At 47.0% G+C, this 25,975-nt stretch carries 21 protein-coding genes; 15 read left to right on the forward strand and 6 right to left on the reverse strand.

What is annotated here, in order from left to right:
* Positions 1–156 precede the first annotated feature (156 nt).
* Positions 157–297, forward strand: coding sequence for a hypothetical protein (locus JGK11_RS27580; RefSeq protein WP_293186273.1), 141 nt, complete (start codon positions 157–159; stop codon positions 295–297).
* Positions 298–911: 614 nt separating this feature from the next.
* Positions 912–4,223: a carbamoyl-phosphate synthase large subunit gene (gene carB / locus JGK11_RS27585; RefSeq protein ID WP_293186274.1), complete on the forward strand. Its 3,312-nt coding sequence runs from the start codon at positions 912–914 to the stop codon at positions 4,221–4,223.
* Positions 4,224–4,458: 235 nt separating this feature from the next.
* Here carB and JGK11_RS27590 read toward each other — a convergent pair whose 3' ends face one another.
* A complete protein-coding gene (locus tag JGK11_RS27590; RefSeq protein ID WP_293207920.1) occupies positions 4,459–4,698 on the reverse strand; it encodes a DUF6737 family protein in 240 nt (79 codons plus the stop codon).
* A gap of 52 nt (positions 4,699–4,750) precedes the next feature.
* Positions 4,751–5,353 (reverse strand): Uma2 family endonuclease, encoded by a 603-nt coding sequence (locus tag JGK11_RS27595; protein ID WP_293207923.1) that lies wholly within the window; start codon positions 5,351–5,353, stop codon positions 4,751–4,753.
* 297 nt (positions 5,354–5,650) lie between these two features.
* Between JGK11_RS27595 and JGK11_RS27600 the strand changes: the two genes are divergently transcribed.
* The 6 genes from JGK11_RS27600 (at position 5,651) to JGK11_RS27625 (ending at position 13,257) form a co-directional block, all read left to right on the forward strand.
* The gene (locus JGK11_RS27600) at positions 5,651–6,313 is read left to right on the forward strand and encodes a VWA domain-containing protein (protein WP_293186269.1); all 663 of its coding nucleotides are present in this window, start codon (positions 5,651–5,653) and stop codon (positions 6,311–6,313) included.
* A 299-nt stretch (positions 6,314–6,612) separates the two neighbouring features.
* Positions 6,613–7,395 carry a PP2C family serine/threonine-protein phosphatase gene (locus JGK11_RS27605; RefSeq protein ID WP_293186267.1) on the forward strand — a complete coding sequence of 261 codons (783 nt, stop codon included), beginning with the start codon at positions 6,613–6,615 and terminating at the stop codon, positions 7,393–7,395.
* Between the two features lie 191 nt (positions 7,396–7,586).
* Positions 7,587–8,279, forward strand: coding sequence for a hypothetical protein (locus JGK11_RS27610; protein WP_293186266.1), 693 nt, complete (start codon positions 7,587–7,589; stop codon positions 8,277–8,279).
* A 672-nt stretch (positions 8,280–8,951) separates the two neighbouring features.
* Positions 8,952–9,944: a ribonuclease III domain-containing protein gene (locus tag JGK11_RS27615; protein ID WP_293186264.1), complete on the forward strand. Its 993-nt coding sequence runs from the start codon at positions 8,952–8,954 to the stop codon at positions 9,942–9,944.
* A gap of 159 nt (positions 9,945–10,103) precedes the next feature.
* Entirely contained in the window at positions 10,104–10,799 is a 696-nt protein-coding gene (locus JGK11_RS27620) for a Uma2 family endonuclease (RefSeq protein ID WP_293186262.1), read from the forward strand.
* A 346-nt stretch (positions 10,800–11,145) separates the two neighbouring features.
* Entirely contained in the window at positions 11,146–13,257 is a 2,112-nt protein-coding gene (locus JGK11_RS27625; protein ID WP_293193438.1) for a DNA-binding protein, read from the forward strand.
* A gap of 234 nt (positions 13,258–13,491) precedes the next feature.
* On the opposite strand, the gene JGK11_RS27630 is transcribed toward JGK11_RS27625, so the two are convergent.
* Positions 13,492–14,595, reverse strand: coding sequence for a precorrin-8X methylmutase (locus JGK11_RS27630; RefSeq protein WP_293213718.1), 1,104 nt, complete (start codon positions 14,593–14,595; stop codon positions 13,492–13,494).
* 542 nt (positions 14,596–15,137) lie between these two features.
* On the opposite strand from JGK11_RS27630, the gene JGK11_RS27635 reads away from it, so the two are divergent.
* The 4 genes from JGK11_RS27635 to JGK11_RS32955 all read left to right on the forward strand — a co-directional run bounded on the left by JGK11_RS27635 (position 15,138) and on the right by JGK11_RS32955 (position 18,689).
* Positions 15,138–17,051: a heavy metal translocating P-type ATPase gene (locus tag JGK11_RS27635; protein ID WP_293213720.1), complete on the forward strand. Its 1,914-nt coding sequence runs from the start codon at positions 15,138–15,140 to the stop codon at positions 17,049–17,051.
* Between the two features lie 687 nt (positions 17,052–17,738).
* Entirely contained in the window at positions 17,739–17,933 is a 195-nt protein-coding gene (locus JGK11_RS27640) for a transposase (RefSeq protein WP_293187246.1), read from the forward strand.
* A complete protein-coding gene (locus JGK11_RS27645) occupies positions 17,899–18,414 on the forward strand; it encodes a transposase (RefSeq protein WP_293213723.1) in 516 nt (171 codons plus the stop codon). The genes JGK11_RS27640 and JGK11_RS27645 overlap by 35 nt, the downstream gene beginning before the upstream one ends.
* Positions 18,393–18,689, forward strand: coding sequence for a transposase (locus JGK11_RS32955; RefSeq protein WP_366054075.1), 297 nt, complete (start codon positions 18,393–18,395; stop codon positions 18,687–18,689). Before JGK11_RS27645 ends, JGK11_RS32955 begins: the two co-directional genes overlap by 22 nt.
* 29 nt (positions 18,690–18,718) lie before the next feature.
* Here the strand turns inward: JGK11_RS32955 and JGK11_RS27650 are convergent, their stop codons facing one another.
* Together JGK11_RS27650 and JGK11_RS27655 are read right to left on the reverse strand one after the other, a co-directional pair.
* Positions 18,719–19,126 carry a HEPN domain-containing protein gene (locus JGK11_RS27650; RefSeq protein WP_293193402.1) on the reverse strand — a complete coding sequence of 136 codons (408 nt, stop codon included), beginning with the start codon at positions 19,124–19,126 and terminating at the stop codon, positions 18,719–18,721.
* On the reverse strand, positions 19,116–19,508 hold the full coding sequence (locus tag JGK11_RS27655) for a peptidase (RefSeq protein ID WP_293213726.1): 393 nt from the start codon (positions 19,506–19,508) through the stop codon (positions 19,116–19,118). The genes JGK11_RS27650 and JGK11_RS27655 overlap by 11 nt, the downstream gene beginning before the upstream one ends.
* Positions 19,509–20,387: 879 nt before the next feature.
* On the opposite strand from JGK11_RS27655, the gene JGK11_RS27660 reads away from it, so the two are divergent.
* Positions 20,388–22,448, forward strand: a complete 2,061-nt coding sequence (locus JGK11_RS27660) for an elongation factor G (RefSeq protein ID WP_293213728.1) — start codon at positions 20,388–20,390, stop codon at positions 22,446–22,448.
* 254 nt (positions 22,449–22,702) lie between these two features.
* Here the strand turns inward: JGK11_RS27660 and JGK11_RS27665 are convergent, their stop codons facing one another.
* The gene (locus JGK11_RS27665) at positions 22,703–23,662 is read right to left on the reverse strand and encodes a GNAT family N-acetyltransferase (protein ID WP_293193398.1); all 960 of its coding nucleotides are present in this window, start codon (positions 23,660–23,662) and stop codon (positions 22,703–22,705) included.
* 54 nt (positions 23,663–23,716) lie between these two features.
* Here JGK11_RS27665 and JGK11_RS27670 point away from each other — a divergent pair, with 54 nt between their 5' ends.
* Together JGK11_RS27670 and pap are read left to right on the forward strand one after the other, a co-directional pair.
* Entirely contained in the window at positions 23,717–23,920 is a 204-nt protein-coding gene (locus tag JGK11_RS27670) for a hypothetical protein (RefSeq protein ID WP_293186248.1), read from the forward strand.
* A gap of 499 nt (positions 23,921–24,419) precedes the next feature.
* Positions 24,420–25,907, forward strand: a complete 1,488-nt coding sequence (gene pap, locus JGK11_RS27675) for a polyphosphate:AMP phosphotransferase (protein WP_293193397.1) — start codon at positions 24,420–24,422, stop codon at positions 25,905–25,907.
* Positions 25,908–25,975 lie beyond the last annotated feature (68 nt).

Genomic DNA, 25,975 nt, shown 5'->3' on the forward strand with positions numbered 1-25,975 from the left:
AATGATGTGACGTTCTGTTAGCTGCATTCTCAACCTCCTGACCACATAATACCATGCTTGATTACTTATGCTTACAAACTGAATGAAGTTTTACAATACTCGGCACATTCCCTCATCTAGTAGGTTGGAGAGGGGGAGAGGGGGAGAGGGGGAGAGATGGGTGCTAACTTAGATTGTCACATCCTTAGCGGGCGATCGATGTTTGCGGGTAGGGAAACGGCAGGGTGCGGTGTCCTCCCTCCATCTACCGCCCCTGCACGGCTGGATGTACGATTGTCACATCCTTGGCCGGTTTAGAGGGCAATTTCATCATCCCATCCGGTGGATTTTACCCGTTTCCCACAGTCAGGAGACGGTAGTACCCATTGGTATCAACTTAAGCCGTTAGCCCGCCAGATTCCTGCCGCCCACCCGCCAGCCCGCCAGGGACTCAAGTCCCTGGCTAATAGAAGACAGTCCTCTCAAAAAGGACTAATGAGTTCTTGAGTCCTCTTTGAGAGGACTTTCGCTTTGATGCAGGGGTTTCAGCCCCTGCCGGACTATCGGACTGCGGGTTTGACGTTAAGTTGACACTCCTTGGGTAGTGCCGTGTCCCTACCACGATCGCGCGCCAGACCAAGATTGTGTATATTACAGCACGATTTGACCGCAACACTTAAAATAGTCTGGATTTAGCGATCGACTGCGCCCTTTCCCCATCAATATTTCTCCTTCGCTGGCGGCGCCTGTCAGCCGGAGTCGCGAGGTTCCGCTTCCAAAATGCTGATAATGGTGCACAATTTCAAATTAACAACAAAACTTGCACTGTTTTGAGTAAGCTTTTGGTGGAACAGCTCAGAGAGCCTGTTTCTCAGAATGATGCAAAATATCAAATTTATCATCAATCCTGTCCAATTACCAATTACGAACCTATGCCCCGCCGCCAAGACTTAAAAAAGATTCTCCTGATTGGTTCCGGCCCAATTGTTATCGGCCAAGCGTGCGAGTTCGACTATTCGGGGACACAAGCTTGCAAAGCTTTGCGAGAAGAAGGTTACGAAGTAGTGCTGGTGAATTCCAACCCTGCAACGATTATGACCGATCCGGAAACTGCCGATCGCATTTACATCGAACCCCTAACGCCGGCCATCCTCGAACAAATCATCGCTAAAGAAAGACCTCAAGCAATTTTACCGACTATGGGCGGTCAAACAGCACTAAATTTAGCCGTTGCCGTTGCTAAAAATGGTGTTCTGGAAAAGTACAATGTAGAGTTAATTGGCGCTAAATTACCAGCAATTGAAATGGCCGAAGATCGGCTGTTATTTAAGGAAGCGATGGCACGAATTGGTGTGGCAGTTTGCCCTTCGGGAATTGCTAACAATCTCGACGAGGCCAAAGCAATCGGCCACCAAATCGGTACTTATCCGTTAATTATCCGTCCGGCTTTTACAATGGGCGGCACGGGAGGCGGGATTTCTTACAATCAAGAAGAGTTTGAAGAAATGGCCCAAGGCGGTGTTGATGCTAGTCCGGTATCGCAAATTTTGATCGAACAATCTTTGATCGGTTGGAAAGAGTACGAACTGGAAGTGATGCGGGATTTGGCAGATAATGTAGTGATTATTTGTTCGATCGAGAATCTTGACCCGATGGGCGTGCACACGGGCGATTCGATTACCGTCGCACCAGCCCAAACTCTGACAGACAAAGAATATCAGCGCCTGCGCGATGCTTCGGTTAAAATTATCCGCGAAATTGGAGTAGAAACAGGTGGTTCTAACATTCAATTTGCAGTCAATCCAGTCAACGGCGATTTCATTGTAATTGAAATGAATCCCCGGGTTTCCCGTTCCTCCGCCTTGGCCTCGAAAGCAACAGGTTTCCCGATCGCCAAAATGGCGGCAAAATTAGCAGTAGGTTACACCCTAGACGAAATTTCCAACGATATTACCAAGAAAACTCCCGCGTCTTTTGAACCGACAATTGACTATGTGGTGACGAAGATTCCCCGATTTGCCTTTGAAAAGTTCCCCGGTTCCGAACCGACTCTGACAACGCAAATGAAGTCAGTAGGAGAGGTAATGGCGATCGGGCGCAGCTTCAACGAATCTTTCCAAAAAGCACTGCGGGGATTGGAAACTGGCCGCGCAGGTTTCGGATGCGACAAACCGGAAAAGTTGCCGAGTTTGGAACAAATTCGCGCCGGATTGCGAACGCCAAATCCCGATCGCATTTTTACAGTCCGCCACGCGATGATGATGGGAATGTCCGTGGAAGACATCTTTGAACTCACAGCAATTGACCCCTGGTTTTTGGATAAAATGCAGGAATTGCTGGAAGCCGAGAAGTTTTTGAAACGAACTGCACTCAAACAGTTGACAAAAGACACAATGTTTGAAATAAAGCAGTTGGGATTTAGCGATCGCCAAATTGCTTACGCTACAAAAACATCGGAAGATGAAGTCCGCGCCTACCGCAAACAGTTAGGCGTCATCCCGATTTACAAAACAGTCGATACCTGCGCGGCCGAGTTTGAAGCCTTTACACCATATTACTATTCCACCTACGAAGCTGGAGCAGCAATTTGGGAATTGGGCGATGAAGAAAAGAAGATTTCGCCTGTCGGCCACAGTCTGGCGCCGGAGTCGGAAGTTTTGCCTTCTACTAAGCGCAAAGTCATGATTTTAGGTGGCGGCCCAAACCGGATCGGACAGGGGATTGAGTTTGATTACTGTTGCTGTCACGCTTCCTATTCCCTCGGGGAAGATGGGTTTGAGACAATTATGGTCAACTCGAACCCGGAGACGGTTTCGACAGACTACGATACGAGCGATCGCCTGTATTTTGAACCGCTAACCAAAGAAGATGTTCTCAACATCATCGAGGCGGAAAATCCGGAGGGAGTAATCATTCAATTTGGCGGACAAACGCCGCTGAAATTGGCGATTCCTTTGCAAAAAGCTCTCGAAAATCACCCCGACGTACAAACAAAAATCTGGGGAACTTCCCCGGATTCTATTGATGCGGCAGAAGACAGGGAAAGATTTGAAAAGATTCTGCGGGAATTGGATATTCAGCAAGCTGCTAACGGTTTGGCCCGTAGTTTTCAGGATTCCTTAATAGTAGCTCAACGGATCGGTTATCCAGTAGTTGTGCGGCCGAGTTACGTGTTGGGCGGGCGAGGGATGGAAATTGTTTATTCCGATGCGGAATTGGAACGCTACATGACTTATGCAGTACACGTAGAACCAGATCATCCGATTTTAATTGACAAGTTCTTGGAAAATGCGATCGAGGTTGATGTAGATGCGATCGCCGATGCGACTGGCAATGTCACCATCGGTGGTATTATGGAGCACATCGAAGAAGCGGGCATCCACTCCGGCGACTCGGCTTGTTCCATCCCTTACCAAACGCTTTCCGACGCAGCCTTAGTCACAATCCGCCGCCAGACAATAGAATTAGCCAAAGCCTTGAAAGTCATCGGGTTGATGAACATTCAATTTGCGGTACAAGGCGAACAGGTTTTCATTTTGGAAGCTAACCCGCGCGCTTCTCGTACAGTACCTTTCGTATCCAAAGCAATTGGAGTTCCCCTAGCCAAAATGGCATCGCGAGTCATGTCTGGCCAAACTCTGGAAGCTTTAGGTTTTACTAAAGAGATTATACCAATTCACGTTTCCGTGAAAGAAGCCGTGCTACCGTTTGCTAAATTCCCAGGAACTGATACATTGTTAGGGCCGGAAATGCGATCGACTGGCGAAGTCATGGGAATTGACACAGATTTCGGCAAAGCCTTCGCCAAAGCTCAACTCGGTGCTGGCCAAGTGATGCCGCAGTCTGGAACTGTGTTGGTTTCGATGCGCGATCGCGATAAACTAGCAGTAGTACCAGTAATCAAGGAATTCTTGGAATTGGGTTTCAAAATAGTCGCAACCCACGGTACGCGCAAAGTTTTGCGAGAGCAAGGTTTAGACGTAGATTTGGAATTGAAGCTGCACGAAGGGCGGCCAAATTTGTTGGATTCGATCAAGAATGAGAAAATCCAACTAATTATTACCACACCTTCCGGCGAAGAATCCCGCGCTGACGGCATCTTTATCCGTCGCACAGCTTTGACTTACAAAATCCCAATTATTACCACAATAGCCGGTGCTAAGGCGACAGCATCGGGAATTCGATCGCTCAAATCGCATCCGATGGAAGTGAAAGCAATTCAAGACTATTACCCGCAAGTGTAGAGTTATTGTAGGGTAGGCACTGCATACATTGCTGTAAATTTACGGTATAGGTACGTAGTTGCGCTTCAGCGCTCTTTTATATAAGACAAAAAAGAGCGCTGAAGCGCAACACGGTATAGGTACGTAGTTGCGCTTCAGCGCTCTTTTATTTATTATAGAAAAGAGCGCTCAAGCGCAACAACATACTTTTGAAAGTGGCGTAAGTTATGAAATCTATCTACGCACCGCCCAAAACCTAATCTGAATGAGAATCCAAAGCACCGCTAGACAGCATCAACCTCGGCCAAACCAACAAGAAAAATCCCATCCAAGTCAATAAAGGAATCGCGACTAAAACTGTTATCCAAACAGTTTTTAACAAAAACCAACTCCCAGAAATCAAACTTGTCCCTGTCAAAAGAATCGACCAAGGCTGACACCACCAAGGTTTGTAGTTCCAAGGACTAACAGCTTTTTGTTCGGAAATAGATTTCATGTTTTTAGTGATTTTTTATATATAATAACCCAGTTAGCTCCATTAACCTAATTTAAACATTCATCACCTGTTCGGCTGTCAGCGTTAATTCTGGAAAAGTCCGAGACACAATTCGATCGCTGCCCTTAAACGTAGTTGTTTGATAATTACCGTCTGCATCCAAAAGGTGGACAAATACAGTCGCAACTTTCGGCTTTCCGATGAATTTTGAGCTAGCAATTCCCAAATAATCCACAACCCAATATTCTGAAATTCCGAGACGCTGATACTCATCAAATTTGTGAATATAATCGACATTCCAATTCATTGATGTTACCTCCACCGCCAACTGAATTGGTTCGCGCAAGGCAGCATAAGCCGAGCGGTCATATCGCCACAAATCGCGATCGATTACACTGACATCGGGTCTCCGCCCTTGTTCTACTCCAGCTTTATTTACAGTTCTGATAGCTGTTTGGCTTGTCACTACATAATTTAAGCTCAGATTTTTGATTTGAGCGTAAAAAGAGTCACGGATGTAGCCGGCAACATCAATATGATTTCGGGTTGAAATTATTTCGACAATTTCTCCATTTACCAGTTCATAGAGTCCATCTTCGGGACATTCTACAAGAAATTGGTCAAAGGTCAACTTTTCTGTGACTGTTGCAATCATAAGATATCCTTATTTTGCAGGAATACTATTAGTCTATACTAGCACAGACAAGAATGAATTTGTTTTTTTGACCGCAGATGAAGGCGGATGAGCGGGGACGAACAAAAGATCGTGAAGCGAAGCTATCGGGAGCGTGAATCACCCTTCTGATATTTGACACTAAATATTTGACGCTGATATTTCACGAAAATGGTAAAATGCGATCGCCCTAGCAAGTTGCATTTAAATATGTTACTGACTTGATACAGTAAAGTGACAATGCTAAAAACCGAGCCACTCCAAGGTCAATCCTGAACCATGAGACTAGACGAAGCCGTAGAATTTGCCGAAAACCCAGAGCCACGGTGTCCCTGCGTCCTCCTGCTGGACACCTCCGGCTCCATGCAAGGCGCACCCATAGACGCTTTGAATGAGGGGCTGGAAGTTTTTAGGAATGACTTAATTAAAGATGAACTAGCTAAAAAGCGAGTCGAAGTCGCAATTATTTCCTTTGACAATAATATCAAAGTCGTGCAAGACTTCGTGACCGCCGATCAGTTCGAGACACCGCTGCTGACAGCCCAAGGACAAACCCACATGGGCGCCGGCATTCAGCTAGCACTAGACACCATTGCAGCCCGCAAATCCGAATACCGCAACAACGGCATTACCTATTACCGCCCGTGGGTATTTATGATTACCGACGGCGAACCTCAAGGCGAATCGGACGATGTTGTGGAAATCGCAGCACAGCGGATCAAAGAGGAAGAAACTAACAAGCGCGTGGCTTTTTTTGCAGTCGGTGTGGAAGGTGCGAATATCTCCCGTCTCGCGGAAATTGTCGATCGCACTCCTGTAAAATTGAAAGGATTAGACTTTCGAGAGATGTTCATTTGGCTGTCGGCTAGTATGCAGAGAGTTTCTCACTCAAAAATTGACGAACAAGTCGCACTTCCACCGCCCGGATGGGGAACTGTTTAGTCAGTTGGCAGTTTGCAGTTGGCAGTTTGCATCAGTCATTGGTAAGGTGCGAAGTGCTTACAATGAATTGGGAGAATCTCAATTTTGCTTTAAAAGTGCGAGCGTCCCCGCTCGCTTGGTTATAGAAGCGAGCGGGGACGATCGCTTGGTTATAGAAGCGAGCGGGGACGCTCGCTTGGTTATAGAAGCGAGCGGGGACGCTCGCACTACTACATAAAAATGCTTTTTACAACAATGAGATGCTCCCAATAAATTTCCATAGTTTTGAATTTACGAAGTTTTGAATACAAGAGTTATTAATGGATAATTCATTATTTAATTGGCAAGTTGTAGCCGCATCGGTGACTGGTACGAGCCACGAAAAACGATCGCAACCCTGTCAAGATGCCCACTGTTGGCGCGTCTTGTCTAACGGTGTTTTGGTAGCAGCGGTAGCTGACGGCGCGGGTTCGGCTGCACTGGCAGAAGTGGGGGCAAAAATTGCTGTGGAAGCGGTTGTGGAAACGATTTGTCAACAGGATTTGCAGCCTGAAAGTGACGAGGAATGGCAGGTATTTTTCACAGCATCCCTGCAAGTTGCGCGGGCGGCTGTGGAAGCGGAAGCTGCAACCCGGGAAGTGGCGGCGAGGGATTTAGCTTGCACTTTAATTGCGGTTGTGGCTACGCCGGAATTGATCGCGGTTGCTCAAATTGGCGATGGTGCGGCGGTGGCGGGCGATAGTGCGGGAAATGCGATCGCCCTGACAATACCACCCTGCGGTGAATATATCAATGAAACCATATTTTTGATTTCGCCAAATGCGATCGAAACAGCGCAATTTCAGGTAATGCGGGAACCCCTGCGGCACTTGGCTGTGTTTTCCGACGGCTTGCAAATGCTCGCTCTCAAAATCCCGGAAGGTACGCCCCACGGGCCGTTTTTTGCACCTTTGTTTCGGTTTTCGGGCACGGCGAAGGAAGATGCGGATGCCAAAGAGCAATTAGAGTCGTTTTTGCGATCGCCCCGCGTGTGCGATCGCACCGATGATGACTTAACATTATTGTTAGCAACTTTTTCGAGTTCGGAGGCACAGGACAATTAAAAATAAACATATTGAAAAAGCCAACATCCATCTGCGTCAATCGGCATTTATCTGCGGTAAAAAATTCCCGATTCTGAATTTGGCAACAAGTCTAATCGCTTCAAATGAATGAGCGGCGAAAATTTGGTGCGCTTCTATAATAAAATCGAGGTGTCAACAATTCTGGTTTAATCTGTACAGTAGGTCGTCACTTGCAAGCACAAGAGATTAAGGATAAGCTCAACTCCCTAATTAGCGAAGCAGATCTTATAGATCCGAGTTTGGCGAGAAGATTGGATGAAATCAATCGCTGGGTGAAAGATGTCAAACCCGGTTCGCTAACTGCTAAGAAATTTGTGCTGGCTTTTTTGCTACAGCTTATGCGAGATTCTCAGGTTTGGCTGGCGCTTCAATCCCTATCTTCGGAAAGAGATCGAGAAACGGCGTTTGAGTCAATGACTCCGGGCGAAAGGTATTGGTACGGCTATCTATTTCCTAAATGGCTGAGTGAAAACGATCGCAAATTTTACATCTGGAAACAAAAACTCAAGGCGGGTAAATTCGATCCGGCTGACGATCGCGTCATTCGTGCGATCGCCGCCCGGATAGTCGAACGCCAAGGCAGTGTTTTGTATCGCTATGTAGCAGATCTTTCTATGGCTACCGATTCGATCGTCAGCAACCGCCAACAGCAGCCCCTGTGCATTCAAGTCACTACTCTTTCTGATGAATTTTCTCAACAAAAATATGAAAATTGGCAACAAACTCTTCGAGGTTGGGGGATTGACAGAGGACTATTTTTAAGTTATGATACAAAAGATGCAAATTTCCTGAACCAGTTAGTTAACATTGCATTATATAATAGTGATAATTTGCCCGCAGGTCGCTACCTCAAATTCCCATAAATTCACCCGATCTGCTGCTGAGAATAGTTCGACTGCTCAAAATTCGGTGAACAAGAAATTTTGAATAACTCGCATATTGCAGAATTTTAGACAATGCCACCAACTTAATCATCAGCCCGCTTCCATTGGGCCCGAAGGCTACGCCAAGATTTTTCCTCCCATTCTCTGTTTCCCGGGGGGATATGGCAAAGTGCGGAAACAGGTAATTGATACGAATGCTAAACAACGAGAAGATTTACGGCAGCAATCAATAGCGGTAAGGTGTGTAATTCGCACCCTACAAAAGATAGAGGTTCTGCGTAATTCCTGGCCCAGCAACGGGAAGATTTACCGCAGCAATCAATAGCCGTAAGGTGCACGGCCCGATGGCTGCCTGTGAAAGATAGAGGTTCTCCGGAATTCTTGGCTGAGAAATGGGAAAATTTACCGAAACAATCAATCTATTCATTCAGTTGACAATTGACAGTTGACCGCTTGAGGGCATTTGACAATCATAAGGAAGAGGATTGGAGTAATGAATAGTCTTCTCTTAATTCCTCCCGATCGGGCTTGGGGCTTTAAACCAATTCTTTCAGGTAAAATAACTAGCAACTGGGTATAAATTGAATTGAGATTAGATTGAAGTGCGCTGAAATTGTTGGAATAAAATCAAATTACATCAAAATCAATACTATGACAGTAAAAGGTACAAGCACCGTTGAAAGCAATTTACAAAAAGTCTTTGAAGAACTAGAATCTGCCCGAAAAATGCAGGATGATTGGATGCACCACGGGGTGGATTTTGTTGATTTGTATGTGGAAAATGCTGGCGGTGATTGGTTGGAAAAGTGGGCAAAATGTGAAGAAGAATTAGAGCAGATAAAATTTAAACAGGTAGATATTGAAGCAGTCAAAGTAGCGATCGGCATTTCGGACTTTGGGCAAACCGAACTGCTGGAAACGGCCTTGAGCAGCCGCTGCGATCGCCCGGAGGAGTCTCCGGCTGGGGAAGATGTGAAGCAAAAACGGCTTTCACTCTTAGGCGGAGCGATTTTCGGTGCTGTTGTTACCGATTACCTGTACCGCGAATATCCCGAACTCGACTGCGATGCGATTTCAACCTTAAAAGCTCGTTTAGCAGACAGTCAAAAACTCTCGGAATTTGCCGAAAATCTGAAATTGAACGAACTCTGTCGGGGAGCCGCCAGCGGGAAAGCAACAGAACAAAGCGAGTACAATAAATTTTTAGCCCAGATTTTTGAGGCTTTGTCGGGGGCGATTTACTTGGAATTCGATCGCGATTTTTTGCGTGCGGGTAACTGGCTGATCCAGCAGTCGATCGAAGGAACGATGGGCGAACACTTAGATCTAACTCAGCAGTCGAAAAGTACGCTCTTAAACGAGCTAAAACGGCGGGAAATCTTGGGTGCGGACATTCTAGAGGCGATCGCGATCGACTATTTGTACAACCGCTTTCCCGAATGCAACAGCAGCCAGTTAACCCGCTGGAAAAATCTGTTAGCCGCCAAAGAGATTTTTCCCAAAGACTTTAAGGCAAAATTAGGCAGTCATTACCTGGAATTGGAGAGCAATTTCTCGCGTACTCGCGACTGGCTGGTGGATAACTTTATCAAAACCGCAGTTGACGAACTGGAAGACGAAACAGGCGATCGGTTCATCAGTTGACAGTTGACAGTTGACAGTTGACAGCTACCTCTTGTGTGGATAGAAGAGGATTGGAGCAATGAATCATTTTCTTTGATTTCCCCCTAAACGGGGAGGCTTCAGACCCAATTTTATCGGTTAAACTAAAATCAACTCATTAAAAAGAATGGGAAAACAGCAATGGTTACACAACTGCAATCTCCCGAAAAATCAAATGTCATCTACCCAGACGATAACGGCGAACCGATGTCAAACAATACAGATCAGTTTCGATTAATTGTTTGGATTAAAGAAAACTTAGAATTGCTGTTTGCAAATGACCAGAATGTTTTTGTAGCGGGTGACTTGCTGTGGTATCCGGTGGAAGGAAATAATAAACTATGCCAAGCGCCAGATGTGATGGCAGTTTTTGGCATCCCCAAAGGATATCGAGGTTCTTACCAACAGTGGAACGAAGGTAATATTGCACCGCAAGTCGCCTTTGAAATTTGGTCGCCGGGAAATCGTCTGACTCCGATGATTCAAAAATTTCAATTTTACGAACGCTACGGTGTGGAAGAATACTATTTGTACAACCCGCAAACTTTAGAACTGACAGGATGGTTGCAGGTTGAGTCACAATTTGAAGCGATCGAACAAATGGACGGCTGGATCAGTCCGAGACTGGGAGTGCGGTTTCAATTATCTCAAACAGGACTCGAAATGTTCGGGGCTAACCAAGAACCGTTTATGAATTTTGTGGAACTCGATCGACTGCGACAGCAAGCCGAGGCGCGGGCCGAACAGGCAGAAATGCTGCTGGAACAAGAACGATCGCGATCGCAAGCCTTAGAATTAAGACTCCGAGACATGGGAATAGAGCCCGATCGACTGTAACCACAATTGCAAAATTGAACTATGGTGGAACAGGCATCTTGCCTGTTGCTGAGTTTTTCAGGACGGGCATGATGCCCATCCCACAATAAAATAGAATTATCGGTTTATCAGTGGGGTCGCTTTCTTCAATCTAAAATCTCAGATCTAAAATTCACGCATGAAAATTGGGGCTGAAGCCTTCCCGTTTAGGGGGAAATCAAATCCTCTTCTATCGACGGCTATGGGTAGCTGTCAACTGTCAACACTCCAATCCTCTTCTATCGACGGAAAAGATAGCTGTTAACTGTCAACTGTCAACTGTCAACTGTCAACTGATGACTAATCCTCTATCCCCTAACGGAATTCTATGCAGTTGCAACGCCAATTTAGCGGACAACTGATTGCGATCGACACCAACAGCGCGATCGCCAGTGGCGGTCAAGGTCGCATCTACCCGATCGCCAAAGACTCGTCCCTGGTAGCAAAAATCTACCACAAACCGACAGACGAAGACGGCGACAAACTCACAGTCATGTTCAGTATGCCACCGGATGCGCCGATCGCGGAACCGGGACACGCCTCAATTGCTTGGCCTCTCGATTTGCTGCATACTGTCGGCGGGCGCGAAAAAATCGTCGGTTTTGTGATGCCGCGCGTCAAGAAAGTGCTGCCGGTACACACTTTCTACACTCCCAAAACCAGGCGCGAACAAAAACCCCTATTTAACTATCTTTACCTCCACCGCACCGCCAGAAACCTTGCCTCGGCGGTAAATGCCCTCCACGTCAGGGGTTACGTCATCGGCGATGTCAACGAGTCAAATATTCTTGTCACGGATACGGCTTTGGTAACGCTGGTAGACACGGATTCGTTTCAAGTGCGCGATCCTTATACAGGTTACGTTTATCGGTGTCCCGTGGGGAAACCCGAGTTTACTCCGCCGGAATTGCAGGGCCAGACTTTCCGCGATATCGATCGAGCCCCAGAGCACGATTTGTTCGGTTTGGGGGTATTAATTTTTCAATTGTTAATGGAAGGTACGCACCCGTTTTCGGGAGTGTATCTCGGTAGCGACGAACCGCCGTCTTTGGAGGCGAGAATTCGATCGGGCCATTTCCCCAGCGGTACCAAGCGGATACCCTACCGCCCGATGCCCGCAGCGCCATCTTTCGAGATGCTGCATCCCCGGCTGCGACAGATGTTTATCCGCTGTTTTGAGGAAGGGCACCGGAATCCGTCGGCGCGCCCGGATGCGAAAACTTGGGTGAATGCGATTCGGGAAGCGGAAGATTCTCTACTTACTTGCAGCAAAAACACTCAGCACAAATACGGAAATCATCTGAGTCGGTGCCCTTGGTGCGATCGGGCAAAACTCCTCAAAGGTCGCGATCCGTTTCCTTCGCGGCAGGCAGTCAGCAACGGATTGCACTTGCAGCCCGCCAAAACCAAGCGTAAAAAGCCCCAACCACCACCCGTCGTGAGGGAGACCGCAGTGCGCCGACAACAGCCCTCGACGGGGCTGCCGCGCCAACTGGGCAACTATCAAATGCCGATGCTACCGATTCCTTCTCGGAGTCGGACTCCGGCGCCTCAGATTCCCCCTAGCAAGTTTGAGCGGATTGTTCAGGATGCTGCTTGGGGTGGTGTTTGGGGTACTTTGTGTTTGGCGGCGGTGGCGGGGATTTTTTCGGCGATCGCGGAGGGCGGCGGCGCGATTTTGGGGGCAATTTTTGTCGGTTCGATTTGGGGCAGTTTTTTTGGGATGATGTGGGGCATTTTTACTTTGTCGCCGAACCAGATTTGGCGGAAGTGGGGGGGAGTTTTGCTGGGGACTCTCTGGGGGGCTTTCTTTTTGGCTGCGATCAGCGGTGTGGTGTTTGGGGCGATTAGTGATAATCGGGCGATCGGGCAAGGGATTTTGTCGGGCGCGGGGATTGGTACTGTCTGGGGCTGTATTTGGGCGGCTTTTTCGCCTCCTCTGGCACTGCCGGTGGGGAGGGTGTGGGGCCGGCGGGGAGCATTCTTGGGGGCGGTTTGGGGAGCGTTTTTGGGGACTTTGGCTGGTGTTTTGCTAGGGGCTGGGTTAGTGGTTTGGCAGCAATATAACGGGCAGATGCGCCCGACGATCGAGTTTGGGGGTTTGTTGCTGGGTGTGGCAATTGTGGCGGCGGGTGTGGGTGCGATTGGAGGTTTAGTTTCTGGGAGTTTGTTGGGTGTTTGCGGGTTTGCGCCGAAGCTGCCGGTGTCGTTTCAGCCTTCGGGAATTCGGGGTGCGGCTTTGGGTGCGATTTGGGGGAGTTTTTTGGCGACTTTTGCAGGTGCGGTGTTGGGGGCGGGGGTTTGTGCGATATTTCCGACTCTGGGCGGTGGGGTGTCGGTGCAGTTGGCCCCTGTCGTAGGTGCGATCGTCGGGGCTGGTTTGGGGGCGATTTGGGGGGTAATTTCGGGTGCTGTTTGGGGCGCGTTGGGCAAGTGGTGATTTGATTTATAGCTTCAATTTGTTTTTTTGCACTCTTAGTTGCGATCGCGATCGAAGGTAATGTATTGAATAACGGACTGACAGAAAGCTACGGTGTGTGCTTAAGGTATGTTGTTGCGCTTGGGCGCTCTTTCAATATATAAGTAAGAGCGCCCAAGCGCAACTACGTACCTAATAATTCATTTTTATCTTGCGCCAGGTGAGTCCAGGAAAGTTTCAGATAATTGCATCTTTTCACTTAAGATGACAGTGACAATTCGGCTTTTCAATCAAAGACTCAACCAAAGCATTCAAAGCAACCGCCGCCAACAATCCGCCGCCAAAAGTCCCCACCGTCGTAATATAAGGAACGCCCGATCGCACTAACCGACGTTTCGCCACCGGAGAATGACTGAAGCCGATCGGCATTCCAATGACCAAAGCCGGTTGCAGTTGCCCGATCGCGATCGCCTCACAAACCGCCATCAGCACAGACGGCGCATATCCTACTACCAATATACAGCCTTTTTCCAGTTTCAACAACTTTTCAAACCACTCGCGCTCGTGCCAGAATTCCTGTTCCGCTTCCGCCGCAGCATTGATGTGCGGATCGTCAATTAAAGTTGTAATACTTGTTCCCAAATGCGCCAATCTTGTGTTATCCAAAGCGGCAAAAACAGGCGGCACGTCAGCCACAATTTGACACCGATTTTTCAAAGCTTCCCGGGCAGATTTAATCGCCGTTTCGCTTAACTTCACAAACGGCAGCAGCGAACAATCACCCGATGCTAACACCAGTTTTGACAGCAAGTCTACCTCAATTTCCGAGCGATCGGTCAAATCCGGCAACAAATGCTGCAACGACTCCCCAAACGCCTCCGGGTGAGTGTGGGCCCCCGCATCCCAAGCATCCCAAAGTTGTTCCAACTGTCCCAATCCACCCTCAGTTTCCGCCTCCAACAGCCTCAATTGAGCCAGTGCGCCCGCTTGCACCGCTTGACACGAAAGATCCCGCCCCAGCAATCCTTCGAGGGCTGAGGCCGTTTCTCGGAGGCGCACAATCTGCTGAATTACCGACAGATATTGCCGTTGGAGAGTCGCCATCACCGCGTCTGGGGAAGCCTCCGCGTCTGTTTCTAAGAGTTTGCGGATGTGAGACAGTTGAAAGCCTTGCTGCTTGAGTGCGACGATTCTTTGGAGTCTTTGCACGTCGCTGCGGGTGTACAGTCTGTAGTTAGAAGTCGATCGCACGGCCGGAGATAGCAGCCCCAAAGCGTGATAGTGCCGCACCATCCGAGGCGTAATTGTGCCTTTTACTGCGTCTGTAAGTTGTTTGATTGTTAGATATTGTTGCTGCATATTGTTGTACGGGATTTTATGATTTTTTAACCGCAGATAGGGGCGGATGTACGGGGATGTACGCGGATGTGTGTTGGTAGCTTTTCAGAGTGGATTGTATATCTGACTATCGCATTTACCCGCAATCCTAGGAGTGAATCAATTCCCCGTCTCATAGCAGAAGTCGGTTAAAACCGACTGCAAAATTAGATGCCATTTTCAGCAAACTTCAGTCGTCTTTGAGACGACTTTTGCTTTGAGAAAGGGGTTTTCAACCCCTGGCGGGCTTTCGGAGTAGCGAGTTGAACCATCGCATCTCCGAACCGCCGATGCTTAATTTATTTTAGTTTTACTCTTGACATTGACACTAATGTCAAGGTTTACGATGCAGGAGTCATTCTACCAAATCAAATTTCTCCCATAACCGAAAGCAATTTTGTTCGAGACACCCGGTAGAGGCTGCGGAAACACATAAAAGTTCCGCATCCTGACAACCAGCCCCTGGATTCAACCACGGGCTTAATTCTTCAATCCAAAATCTAAAATCCAAAATCTAAAATCCCATGACTCCCAATTCCCTCCCCATCTCTCGCCTCTCGCGCCTCGCCCAAGAACATCCCGATGCTGTGACTGCCGCCCTGTGCGGAATTCTAGTAATTTTGGGTTCGATCGCCCTACAAGTCGGTTGGCTGGGCTTAGCGGTGTTAATATTGCCCGCTGCTTACGTTATCGGCGGCTATTCCAGCACCCGCGAAGGGTTGACTACGCTGTTTGAAGAACATGAATTAGATGTAGATTTGTTGATGATTGTGGCTGCTTTGGGCGCGGCCGGTTTGGGGCTGTGGCGGCGAGAATATCATTTAATTGTGGATGGTGCTGTTTTAATTTTAATCTTTGCAATTAGCGGCGCGCTAGAAGGTTATGCTATGCAGCGGACTGAACGGAGTATTCGCAGTTTGATGAGCTTGACTGCGGATACTGCGCGGGTGCTAATGTACGATGGGGAAAGGGAAATTGCGATCGACAAATTGGCAATTGGCGATCGTATTTTAGTCAAGCCCGGAGAAATCATCCCCACAGATGCAATAATTATCGAAGGCTACAGCAGCCTGAATCAAGCCTCAATTACCGGCGAATCGATGCCCGTGGAAAAAACCGCCGGCGATGAAGTTTATGCAGGTACGATTAACGGTGCCGGCGCGTTACAATTGGAAGTGCACAAAAGTCCAGAAAGCAGTTTGATTCAGCGAGTGATTCGGCTGGTGCAACAAGCGCAAACAGAAGCGCCGCCTTCTCAGCAGTTTGTCGAAAAGTTCGAGCGCGGTTATGCTAAATTAATTGTCGGTTTAGGCTTGCTGCTAGCAACTTTGCCGCCCTTTGTTTTGGGCTGGAATTGGGAAGACACCATCTATCGGGCGCTGATTTTCCTAGTAGTCGCTTCTCCCTGTGCGCTGATGGCTTCGATTATGCCGGCGCTGCTGTCGGGGATTGCTAACGGCGCGAGACAGGGGATTTTGTTTAAAAGTGGCGCGCAATTAGAGATAATAGGTCAAGTTCGGGCGATCGCCTTTGACAAAACTGGAACCCTCACCACCGGAAAACCGCAAGTTATCCAAATTGTACCAGCAACCGGATATACTGAAACAGAAGTTCTGCAATTGGCTGCGGCTCTGGAAGCTCATTCCGAACACGCGATCGGCCAAGCAATTGTCCAAGCCGCAAATCAGCAACAGTTACCGTTGTCAAGTGCGATCGACGTACAAGCAAAAATCGGTCAAGGAATTGTCGGTAAAGTTAACAATCAAACCATTACTATTGGTAAAGCCAGTTTTGTCGGAGCAACTGCTGAGTTGACAGAAGTAAGTCATCAGTTGCAAGGGGAAGGAAAAACGGTTGTTTGGGTGGCAAAGGAGGATGAACTTTTAGGTATCATTGCAGTAGCAGATACAGTCCGCCCGGAAGCAGCAGCCACGATAAAACGCTTGCAAAAATTAGGCGTAGAACATATCATAATGCTGACAGGCGACAACCAGCAAACCGCTGAATATATCGCCCGCCAATTAGGCATCAATGAAGTGTACGCCGAACTTTTGCCAGAAGACAAAGTGCACCTAATTAAAAAGTTGCAAACCCAGTATCAAACCGTCGCAATGGTAGGAGACGGCATCAACGACGCCCCCGCCCTCGCCCAGGCTTCCGTGGGAATTGCGATGGGGATTTCCGGTAGCGATGTGGCTTTAGAAACTGCTGACATCGTATTAATGGCGGATAAGTTAGAACAACTTGATCGAGCAATTAGTTTGGGGCGTCGCGCTCAAAATGTAGTCAAGCAAAACATTATTTTTGCACTCAGTTGTATTATACTGTTATTGGCTGCTAATTTTCTCGGAAATATCACAATGCCGATCGGCGTCATCGGTCATGAAGGGTCTACAGTTTTAGTGACATTGAGTGGTTTGCGGCTGCTGAGACATTAATTAGATTAATCGTTTCCAGACGAATTTGTAGGGGCGGGTTCACCAACAATTTACGATAAAAATCAACAATTTCATAAACCCGCCCTCCCCCACCAACAATAAAAATGTACCATAAATTTATTTGTAAAATGTTGATGTAAATAATCGCGGGGATGGGGCGGGTTTATGAGATTATTTGTGGGTTTCATATATGGTGGGTGAACCCGCCCCTTGTATCTTAAAAGAGTCAGTCAGTCGATCGCCACGTCATTGATTCAATCATACCGATAATCAGGCGATCGTACAGACTTTCAGTCGATCGAGCCGACAATCAGGCGATCGAGCCGACCATCAGGCGATCGTACCGATCATCAGGCGATCGTACCGACAATCAGGCGATCGAGCCGACAAGTGGGCGATCAAGCCGACAATCAGGTAAATCTAAAGAAACTAGAAAAGTTTCTGAATAAGATGCCAGTTTCAGCAGAAAGTGTTGTTCAAGGACATCAGAAATCGGTGAAGTTGGCCCGCCCCTTAGACTGCATAAGTCTGTTGCGTAGATAAGCTCCCATTACTGATGACAGGCGCACCTAAAGCTGGACAGTATCTTAGGCTCTCGGCATCGCCCGGGAAAGCCTGCATTTACAAGGTTAGTATTCAATTGCCTGTCGGTTCTTTCATAAAATCGGAGTACATCTGGAGCAAACAATGACATCAACAGTCTTAGGTATAGACATCAGTAAAAGAGACTTTCACGTCTCATTACTGAAAGAAGGTCGTGCAACTAAACCCAAAAAGTTTACGAACAATATTCAAGGGTTTGAGAGTTTGCATAACTGGCTTCAAAAACAAAGTGTTGTTGAACTTCATGCCTGCATGGAAGCCACTAGCATTTTGGCGTGAAGCCTTAGCCGAATTCCTATATGGGAATGGCTTTCAGGTTAGCATTGTTAATCCGGCGCGTATTAAAGGGTTTGCTAAAAGCGAACTTCTGAGAACTAAAACTGACTCTGTAGATGCGGCACTGATTGCTCGTTTTTGTGCGGCGATGAAACCGTCTTTGTGGACACCAACCCCGTTGGAAGTCAAGGAATTACAAGCTTTACTGCGACGACTAGAATCTTTGACTCAGATGTATCAACAGGAAGAGAATCGTTTGGAAACAGCTACAGAAACTGTAGCTAAACTTACGAGAGCTCATTTGGAATACATCAAAGAACAACAAGCAGAAATCAAAAAAATGATTAGCGATCATTTTGACCAACATCCGCATTTAAAACAGCAGCGCGAGCTGTTGACTTCGATTCCAGGTATTGGAGAACAGACGTTGGTCGGATTGAAGATTATAAGAATGCTCGTCAACTGGCAGCCTATGCAGGTTTAACTCCCTGTGAGCGTAGCTCAGGAACTTCTGTACATGGCAAAACTCGTTTATCTTGTACGGGAAATGTCCGACTGCGAAAGGCATTATATATGCCTGCGGTGGTGGCGATGCGTTGTAATCCTTTCCTCAAAGCCATGACTGAGCGATTATTGGGTCGTGGTAAGGTCAAAATGCAGGTAATTGGTGCGCTTATGAGGAAGTTGGTGCATTTGGCTTTTGGGATTTTAAAGTCCCAAAAGCCTTTCGATCCCAATTATTTACTTGCTACCCCTTGACAGCTCAAGACAGTATCTACTATTATCGCTCAATTTTCACGATTTAATTCACTCAGAGATGTCATAATATTTTGAGCTATTTTCAAAGCGATTTTAACATCGCTTGATAATGTAAATACCGTATCCGCATAATCTGCCTTATTCCTGAACAGCCTTAATCTGCTTAAGTTCTCCCCTATTTTTATCATTTTTTTAGCTTTAGATTTATGAAAAATAAATTCTTCAGCCACATATTGATGTTCGTTAATATCAGAATTTTTGCGAGAAAGCCTAGAGTCTTGTTCAACATCGCGCAAGTAATTTCTAGCTAAGCAGAATACTGCATAGTATGATCGACTTATTGCCGATCGCAATTTTGCCTCATTATTGTCAGAATCGCCAGAGATTGCCGCCAATTCTTGGGCTAAATTCAAATATTCAGACCAATCAAATCTCATTTGACTCAAATCCCAAACTAATATGCAATTTACTATTGGTAACAGTAGTTATCTTATCCAGCCACCAAGTATCATCAAGAATCATCAATTTTTCAAAAGCTTCATCGACTTCTAGTTTAGTGTAGATCGTAATCCAGAGCGATCGCCAATTGGCAATTTCTGGATCGGTTTTCACTTCCAAGGCTAATCTTTCGCTAGGAAATAGTTCTCTAACTTGAGAATGAGCTTCTAAAATTACACTTAGCATTACTTCCTGCTCAATAATTAACTTAAAAGCTTCAAGAGGTTCTTCTACCGTGTAGAGACTTCGGATTTTATTGAAATCAGCGATTAAATAGTCAAAGGGTTCTGTTTTAATAGCTTGCTCTTGGATAGCAGTCATAATTATTGCTTCTGAATGCTTTACTTGTTAGAATTTTAGCAAAGATGGGCGCTATTGTGGAAAGCCTGTGTGTCATGCCGATCGAATTTACGCACGGGTGCCCAGAAACCGAATATGTTTGTGATGGTGATACCGAAGTATTGTCCTAAAAAAGCCGATTTCTGGTTACTCGTGAGTATTTGTAGGGTGTGGATACATCAAAAATCTCTCAACAAAGAGCGACAATTTAAGAGCGACGCACCTTATATATAAGGAATAAAAATTAAATAACTTAAGCAAATTTGTGGGATGAGCGGGAGAGCCCGTGCAGAAAGGACGGGCGGGACGCCCATCCCACAACAATCATCAAAGTGTAAGTTATTAAATTTTCATTCCTAAGGCTCAAAAAACAAATCAAAAAAATGTTGGGTTTGTTGGCGCACGGATTGTGAACCAAGAAAGGTGCGTCGCTAGGAGATTGTTTGTCACATTTAGGGATTTTCGCGACACACCCTACAACTAATTTCTCTCGCTGCGTGGCGAGAAACCGGGTTTCTATGAATATTTTTGGTTGAGTACGAAAAATTTAGGAAGAAACCCGGTTTCTGGGATTAGCAGAGAAACCGGGTTTCTATGAATATTTTCGGTTGAGTAAGAAAAATCTAGGAAGAAACCCGGTTTCTGGGATTAGCATTTTCACAAATTGATTTACAAAAATACTTAATACTTCACAGTAATTAATGAATTTGTGTCGCAATTTAAGTTTAAACTAAGAACGATCGCAAAATAAAAGTTTTCAGATTCACCAGGGAAGAGATCGGAGAAACCGGCAAACACAAGTTTTTTTCCTGAATATCATCTTCTCCTTCCCCTTCCCCTTCACTTTGTGTAGGAGGCTATATGAACGAAAATGTCATTAGGGCCACGCGAAACGTTGCAATTGTTGGCCCTTATTTAAGCGGTAAAACCGCACTTCTCGAAAGTTTGCTGTCGGTGACAGGGACGATTACTCGCAAGGGTAATGCTAAGGATGGTAATACGGTAGGTGACAGTTCGCCCGAAGCGCGCGATCGCAAAATGAGCGTAGAAGTAAACGCCGCGAGCACCGAATACGAAAACGTCCGCTTCACATTTCTTGACTGTCCCGGCTCGATCGAATTTGTCCAAGAAACTTACAATGCACTTATCGGTGTCGATGCAGCCGTGATTGTTTGCGAACCGGTTGCCGATCGCACTTTAACCCTCGCCCCGCTGTTCAAATTCCTCGACGATTGGGAAATTCCCCACCTAGTTTTCATCAATAAGATCGATCGCGCTTGCACAGACGAAACCACCTGCGGTAGCAACTTCACCGACGTACTCAACGCGCTCAAATCCGTTTCTAGCAGACCAATTGTACCTCACCAATACCCGATCGGCAAAAACGAACAAATCATCGGTTTTATCGACTTAGTAACCGAACAAGCTTACCACTATCACTCCGGCGCACCCGCAGATCCCGTCCCGCTTCCCGAACACCTCAAAGCACAAGAAAGCGCCGCGCGACAGGAAATGCTCGAAGAATTAGCCAATTTTGACGACCATTTACTCGAAGAATTGCTGGAAGAAATCAATCCCGATGCTGAAGAGATTACCCGCGATTTCAAGATGGAATTAGGCGCTGATTTAATAGTGCCCGTATTCATCGGTATCGCCGAACAAGATTTCGGCGTGCGGCCTCTGCTGGAAGCTTTACTCAGAGAAGCGCCGACACCGGAAACTACAGCAGAACGGCGCGGTTTTATACAAAGTGAAAACAAGGTTCTCGGTCAAATCCTCAAAACCTATTACACGCCTCAAGGAGGTAAGCTATCGTTAGTCAGAATCTGGCGGGGAACCCTCGCAGACGGAGCAGTTTTGAACGGGGTTCGAGTTAACGGTTTGTACCGATTGACCGGCCAGCAAACGCAAAGTTTGCAGTCGGTCAGTGCCGGGGAAATTGTCGCTGTGGGCAGGCTGGAAGGCTTGAGAACAGGCGATGTGTTAGGTTTGGACGAATTATTGCCAAAAGCAGAAATCATCTCGCCTGTGTACGCACTGGCGATCGTCCCCGAAAAGCGCAATGATGAAGTTAAGTTGAGTTCTGCCTTAGCTAAACTATTAGAAGAAGACCCATCTTTAGTTTGGGAACAGCACGGAGATACTCACGAAGTTATACTTTGGGGTCAAGGCGAAATCCATCTGAAAGTAGCCTTAGATAGGTTGCGCCGCAAGTACAATTTGCCGATGGTAACTCACTTACCGCAAGTACCGTACAAAGAAACCATTCGCAAACCCGCATCATCCATTCACGGGCGCTACAAACACCAAAGCGGCGGACACGGACAGTTTGGCGACGTGTACCTCGATATCGCACCGCAGCCTCGCGGAGAAGGTTTCAATTTCACTGACAAAATAGTCGGCGGAGTCGTTCCAAAACAGTATATTCCCGGCGTTGAAGTGGGAGTGCGCGAATATTTGGATCGCGGCCCGTTGGGTTTTCCCGTGGTAGATGTATCAGTGACTCTGACTAACGGTTCCTATCATTCTGTTGATAGTTCGGAACAAGCTTTTAAGCAGGCGGCGCGGTTGGCGATGCAGTCGGGGATGGAGAAGTGCGAATCAACTTTGCTGGAGCCGATCGCCAAAGTTGAAATTTGCGCTCCCAACGAGTGTACATCAAAGGTGTTGCAGTTGGTCAGCGGACATCGCGGTCAAATTCTCGGCTATGAGGGTAAAGCAGACTGGAAGGGATGGGATGCTGTTTCGGCTTATTTGCCGATCGCCGAAATGCAGAATTTGATCGTAGAATTGCGATCGCAGACGATGGGAGTCGGATTTTTTAACTGGGAGTTCGATCGATTACAAGAAGTACCGGAACCTTTGGCTAAGCGGGTTTTGCTTACGACTGGTGGGAATGGGAATGGTAACGGTAAAAATTAAGCTGTAGCGGCGGGTTCACCAACCATATATAACGATGACCAACAATATATAAAAACCCGCCCCATCCCACCATAAATCTGAATGTACATTGATATTGTTTGTTGGGTGGGGCGGGTTTTTGAGATTGTTTGTTGGGTGGCGATTATGGTTGGTTAACCCGCCCCTACAGCATTAAAAACACTTTTCAATTCATGTTGGGTGGGGTGGGTTTACTTTAAGAACTCGGGTATCTAGCGTTCACTACCAACCTTGTTTTAAACTGGTTTAGCCCACGACAGCCAAGTTTCCATCGGGCGGAAACCGACTGATTGGTAAAGCTTTGTTGCACCTGTCAAACTGTCGGCATCGACGCTGAGTTTAGCTGTATTTGCACCCGCCGCTTTTAAGGTGTGCAAACCAGCTAGCAGCATCGCTTTTCCTAAGCCCATTTTGCGAAAGTCCCGCCGCGTACCCAATAGTTCAATCCAACCGTCTTTTGCGTCGCTGCGGGGGTTTTTTTGGGGTTTGATTTGACAGTCGCAAAATGCTGCAAATTTACGATCGCCCGAAACAGCAATTAAGTCTAATTCCGGCTGATAATTCTCGTCTTGCATCCAGTATCGCACGGTTTCGGCTGTTAAATCGTGGTGGTTCCAGTGATCGATAAATGACTGGTTGAACATTTCTACCCAGGGTTGGATGTCTTTTTCCCCGGATACGTGCGTCAGGGCAAAATCTGCGGGAAATTCGGGTGCGGGAATTGGTTCGGCGAGCGATCGCGTCATTGTGAGAAAATAGCGATCGACTTCAAAGCCCTCTTTCTCTAACAGCCGCATCTCGTCGCTTTCATCTTCCCGACTGTAGGTACGCAATTTCGCGGGCAAATTCCGTTGTTTCGAGACTTCGCCCAGGCGCTTTTCGCCCCATTTAATGATATCTTTTTCCAAATCTTGGCCGCGCGCCTTTGGATGCACGTAAAACCAGAGACAGCCGTCTATTTCATCCTGGGAATCGGGCATATCTAGGAGTGCTAAACCAATTAGTCTGTAGTTTCCGTCTTCCCACAACTGTACGTCGCGGGCTTTGTCGAGTGTGGGGGCGTCGAGTACAAGCTTTACTTCGCTGGCGGATACTTCTTCGCCGACTCCATCGACTGCTTCGCAAGCATCGATTAAATTGGCGATCGCGCACCAGTCACTTTCACCTTTGTAGGAGCGTGTTGTCAAGATATTCATAGAAAACTTTGCAATCCGTAAATTCGGACTGTTCCTGTTAGTGGGTATTGGCAAATGAGTACAGTAATTTGGACATTTTGCACAAATGTCGGTAACAGCCAAGATGCCTGTTCCACAAATGGACATTTTGCACAAATGTCGGTAACAGGTAATATGCCTGTTCCACAGCTTTTAGTTGTTGAGAATGGTGTTGATAAAACTCAGAAACCTGTTTATATCACCCAGGCTTTCAGGTTTTATCTCATGGCGCAATCATAAAAATTGGTTTGCCCTTTTGGGCTAGTTTTGTATTTGAGTTGCCGATCCGAGAAACGCCCAACGTTCGCAAGCAGCGCGCTGGAAGTTATCGAGGCTGATGCTCGATCAACTATTATTTAAATAAATTTGATACAGCTAAGTAAAGAAGTTTTCACCCCCACCGGGTAGTTGATTTTTACTTGTACTCTGTTTTACAATAAATCCTGTTGCAGGGATTTGTTGCTCCTCCTGTTTGCTCGCCCGATCGGGGGAGGGGAGAATTTGAACTTATTAAAAAGTTGCCTTATTCAACTATAACCGCTCAGGTTTTTTTTGGCAAGTTTGAGGCAAGGGGAGTTTTGTTTCTATTAACTGTCTCCCGGATTGGGCGATATAAGCATTGCACTTTTAACCGAGCATAAGTGTATTTTTTATAACTTTTTGCGGCACTTGAAGATTTAATTTTATCCTAACGTTAAACTAACGTTAAACTGCTGTCTCAGATTTGCATGAGGTCAATATGCTCGACAACCTCGATTTAGATATTTCCTTGGACAAAGAAACCTATGATGCCAAAATCGAAGTTTTAATGCAGCAGTTGCGATCGCTCCAACAGACCTGCTGGGAAAAAAAACTGCCTGCAATCATCGTACTCGAAGGCTGGGCGGCCGCCGGCAAAGGCGCCCTGGTCAAAAAAATGGTGGGGTACATGGATCCGCGGGGGTTTGCCGTCCACCCGATTTGGCCGCCGTCAGAGGCAGAAATGGGCTATCCTTTCCTGTGGCGGTTTTGGGAGAAACTGCCGGCGCGAGGGCGGATTGGTTTTTTCTACCACAGTTGGTACACTCATGTTTTAGAAGACCGATTGTTCCAGAGAGTTTCTGACGCCGAAGTACCGACAGTCATCAGGCAAATCAACGCCTTCGAGCGGCAGATGGTAGATGACGGCGCGGCAATTGCCAAATTTTGGATTCACCTGAGCAAAAAAGAACTCAAGCACAGGCTCAAAAAACTAGAAGACGACAGCTTACAAGCTTGGCGAGTGCGGCCCGAAGATTGGAAACAAGCCAAAAAATACCAAGAATACACAACTTTGGCCGAAGAAATGGTAACTCAAACCGGCACGGGCCCGGCACCTTGGACGCTAGTAGAAGGGGACTGTCAGCGCTGGGCGAGAGTCAAAGTTTTAACGCAAATGGCAGCGACAATTACAGAAGCCCTAGACAGACTCCCGACGCAATCTGCACCACTGAAATTGCCACCTCAAGAAAGCTTGTCACCCACCGAACCCAACTTGCTCGCCCAAGTAGATTTGACTCAATCGCTGTCGCCAGACGAATACAAACAGGAACTTCGCGCAGCACAAACCAGTTTTGGCAAACTGCAACAAAGCATCGACGAAGATGAAATCCCTGTCTTAGTGCTGTTTGAAGGTTGGGACGCCGCCGGTAAAGGAGGCGCGATCAAACGCTTGACGGACATCCTAGACCCCCGCAGTTACACCGTTAATCCGTTTGCTGCCCCCACGGATGAAGAAAAATCTCACCACTACCTCTGGCGGTTCTGGCGGCGGTTGCCGACTGCTGGTAAAATCAGCATTTGCGATCGCAGTTGGTATGGTAGAGTGCTGGTCGAACGAGTGGAAGGATTTGCCACCGAACCCGAATGGCGCCGAGCTTACCAGGAAATTAACGAATTTGAGGAGCAACTCACCAGTTTCGGTTGTGTCGTAGTTAAATTCTGGCTGCACATCAGTCCAGACGAGCAACTAAAGCGGTTTACAGAGCGAGAAAAAAATCCATTTAAACAATACAAACTCACTCCTGAAGATTGGCGGAATCGCCAAAAGTGGAATTATTATGAAGTGGCGGTGAATCAAATGGTTCAGCGCACCAGCACCCCGTCAGCTCCCTGGACTATAATTGCGGCCGATAACAAGTATTATGCTCGTGTTAAAGTAATTCAAACGGTAACGCAGGCAATTCGGAATCAACTGAAACGCCGATAAATTGGGATTGGTGAACGGGTAACAGGTAATGGGAAAAATAGCAGCAGCACAAATCAGGCTTGAATTGC

The organism is Microcoleus sp. PH2017_34_RAT_O_A (assembly GCF_020737885.1).
Classification (GTDB): domain Bacteria; phylum Cyanobacteriota; class Cyanobacteriia; order Cyanobacteriales; family Microcoleaceae; genus Microcoleus.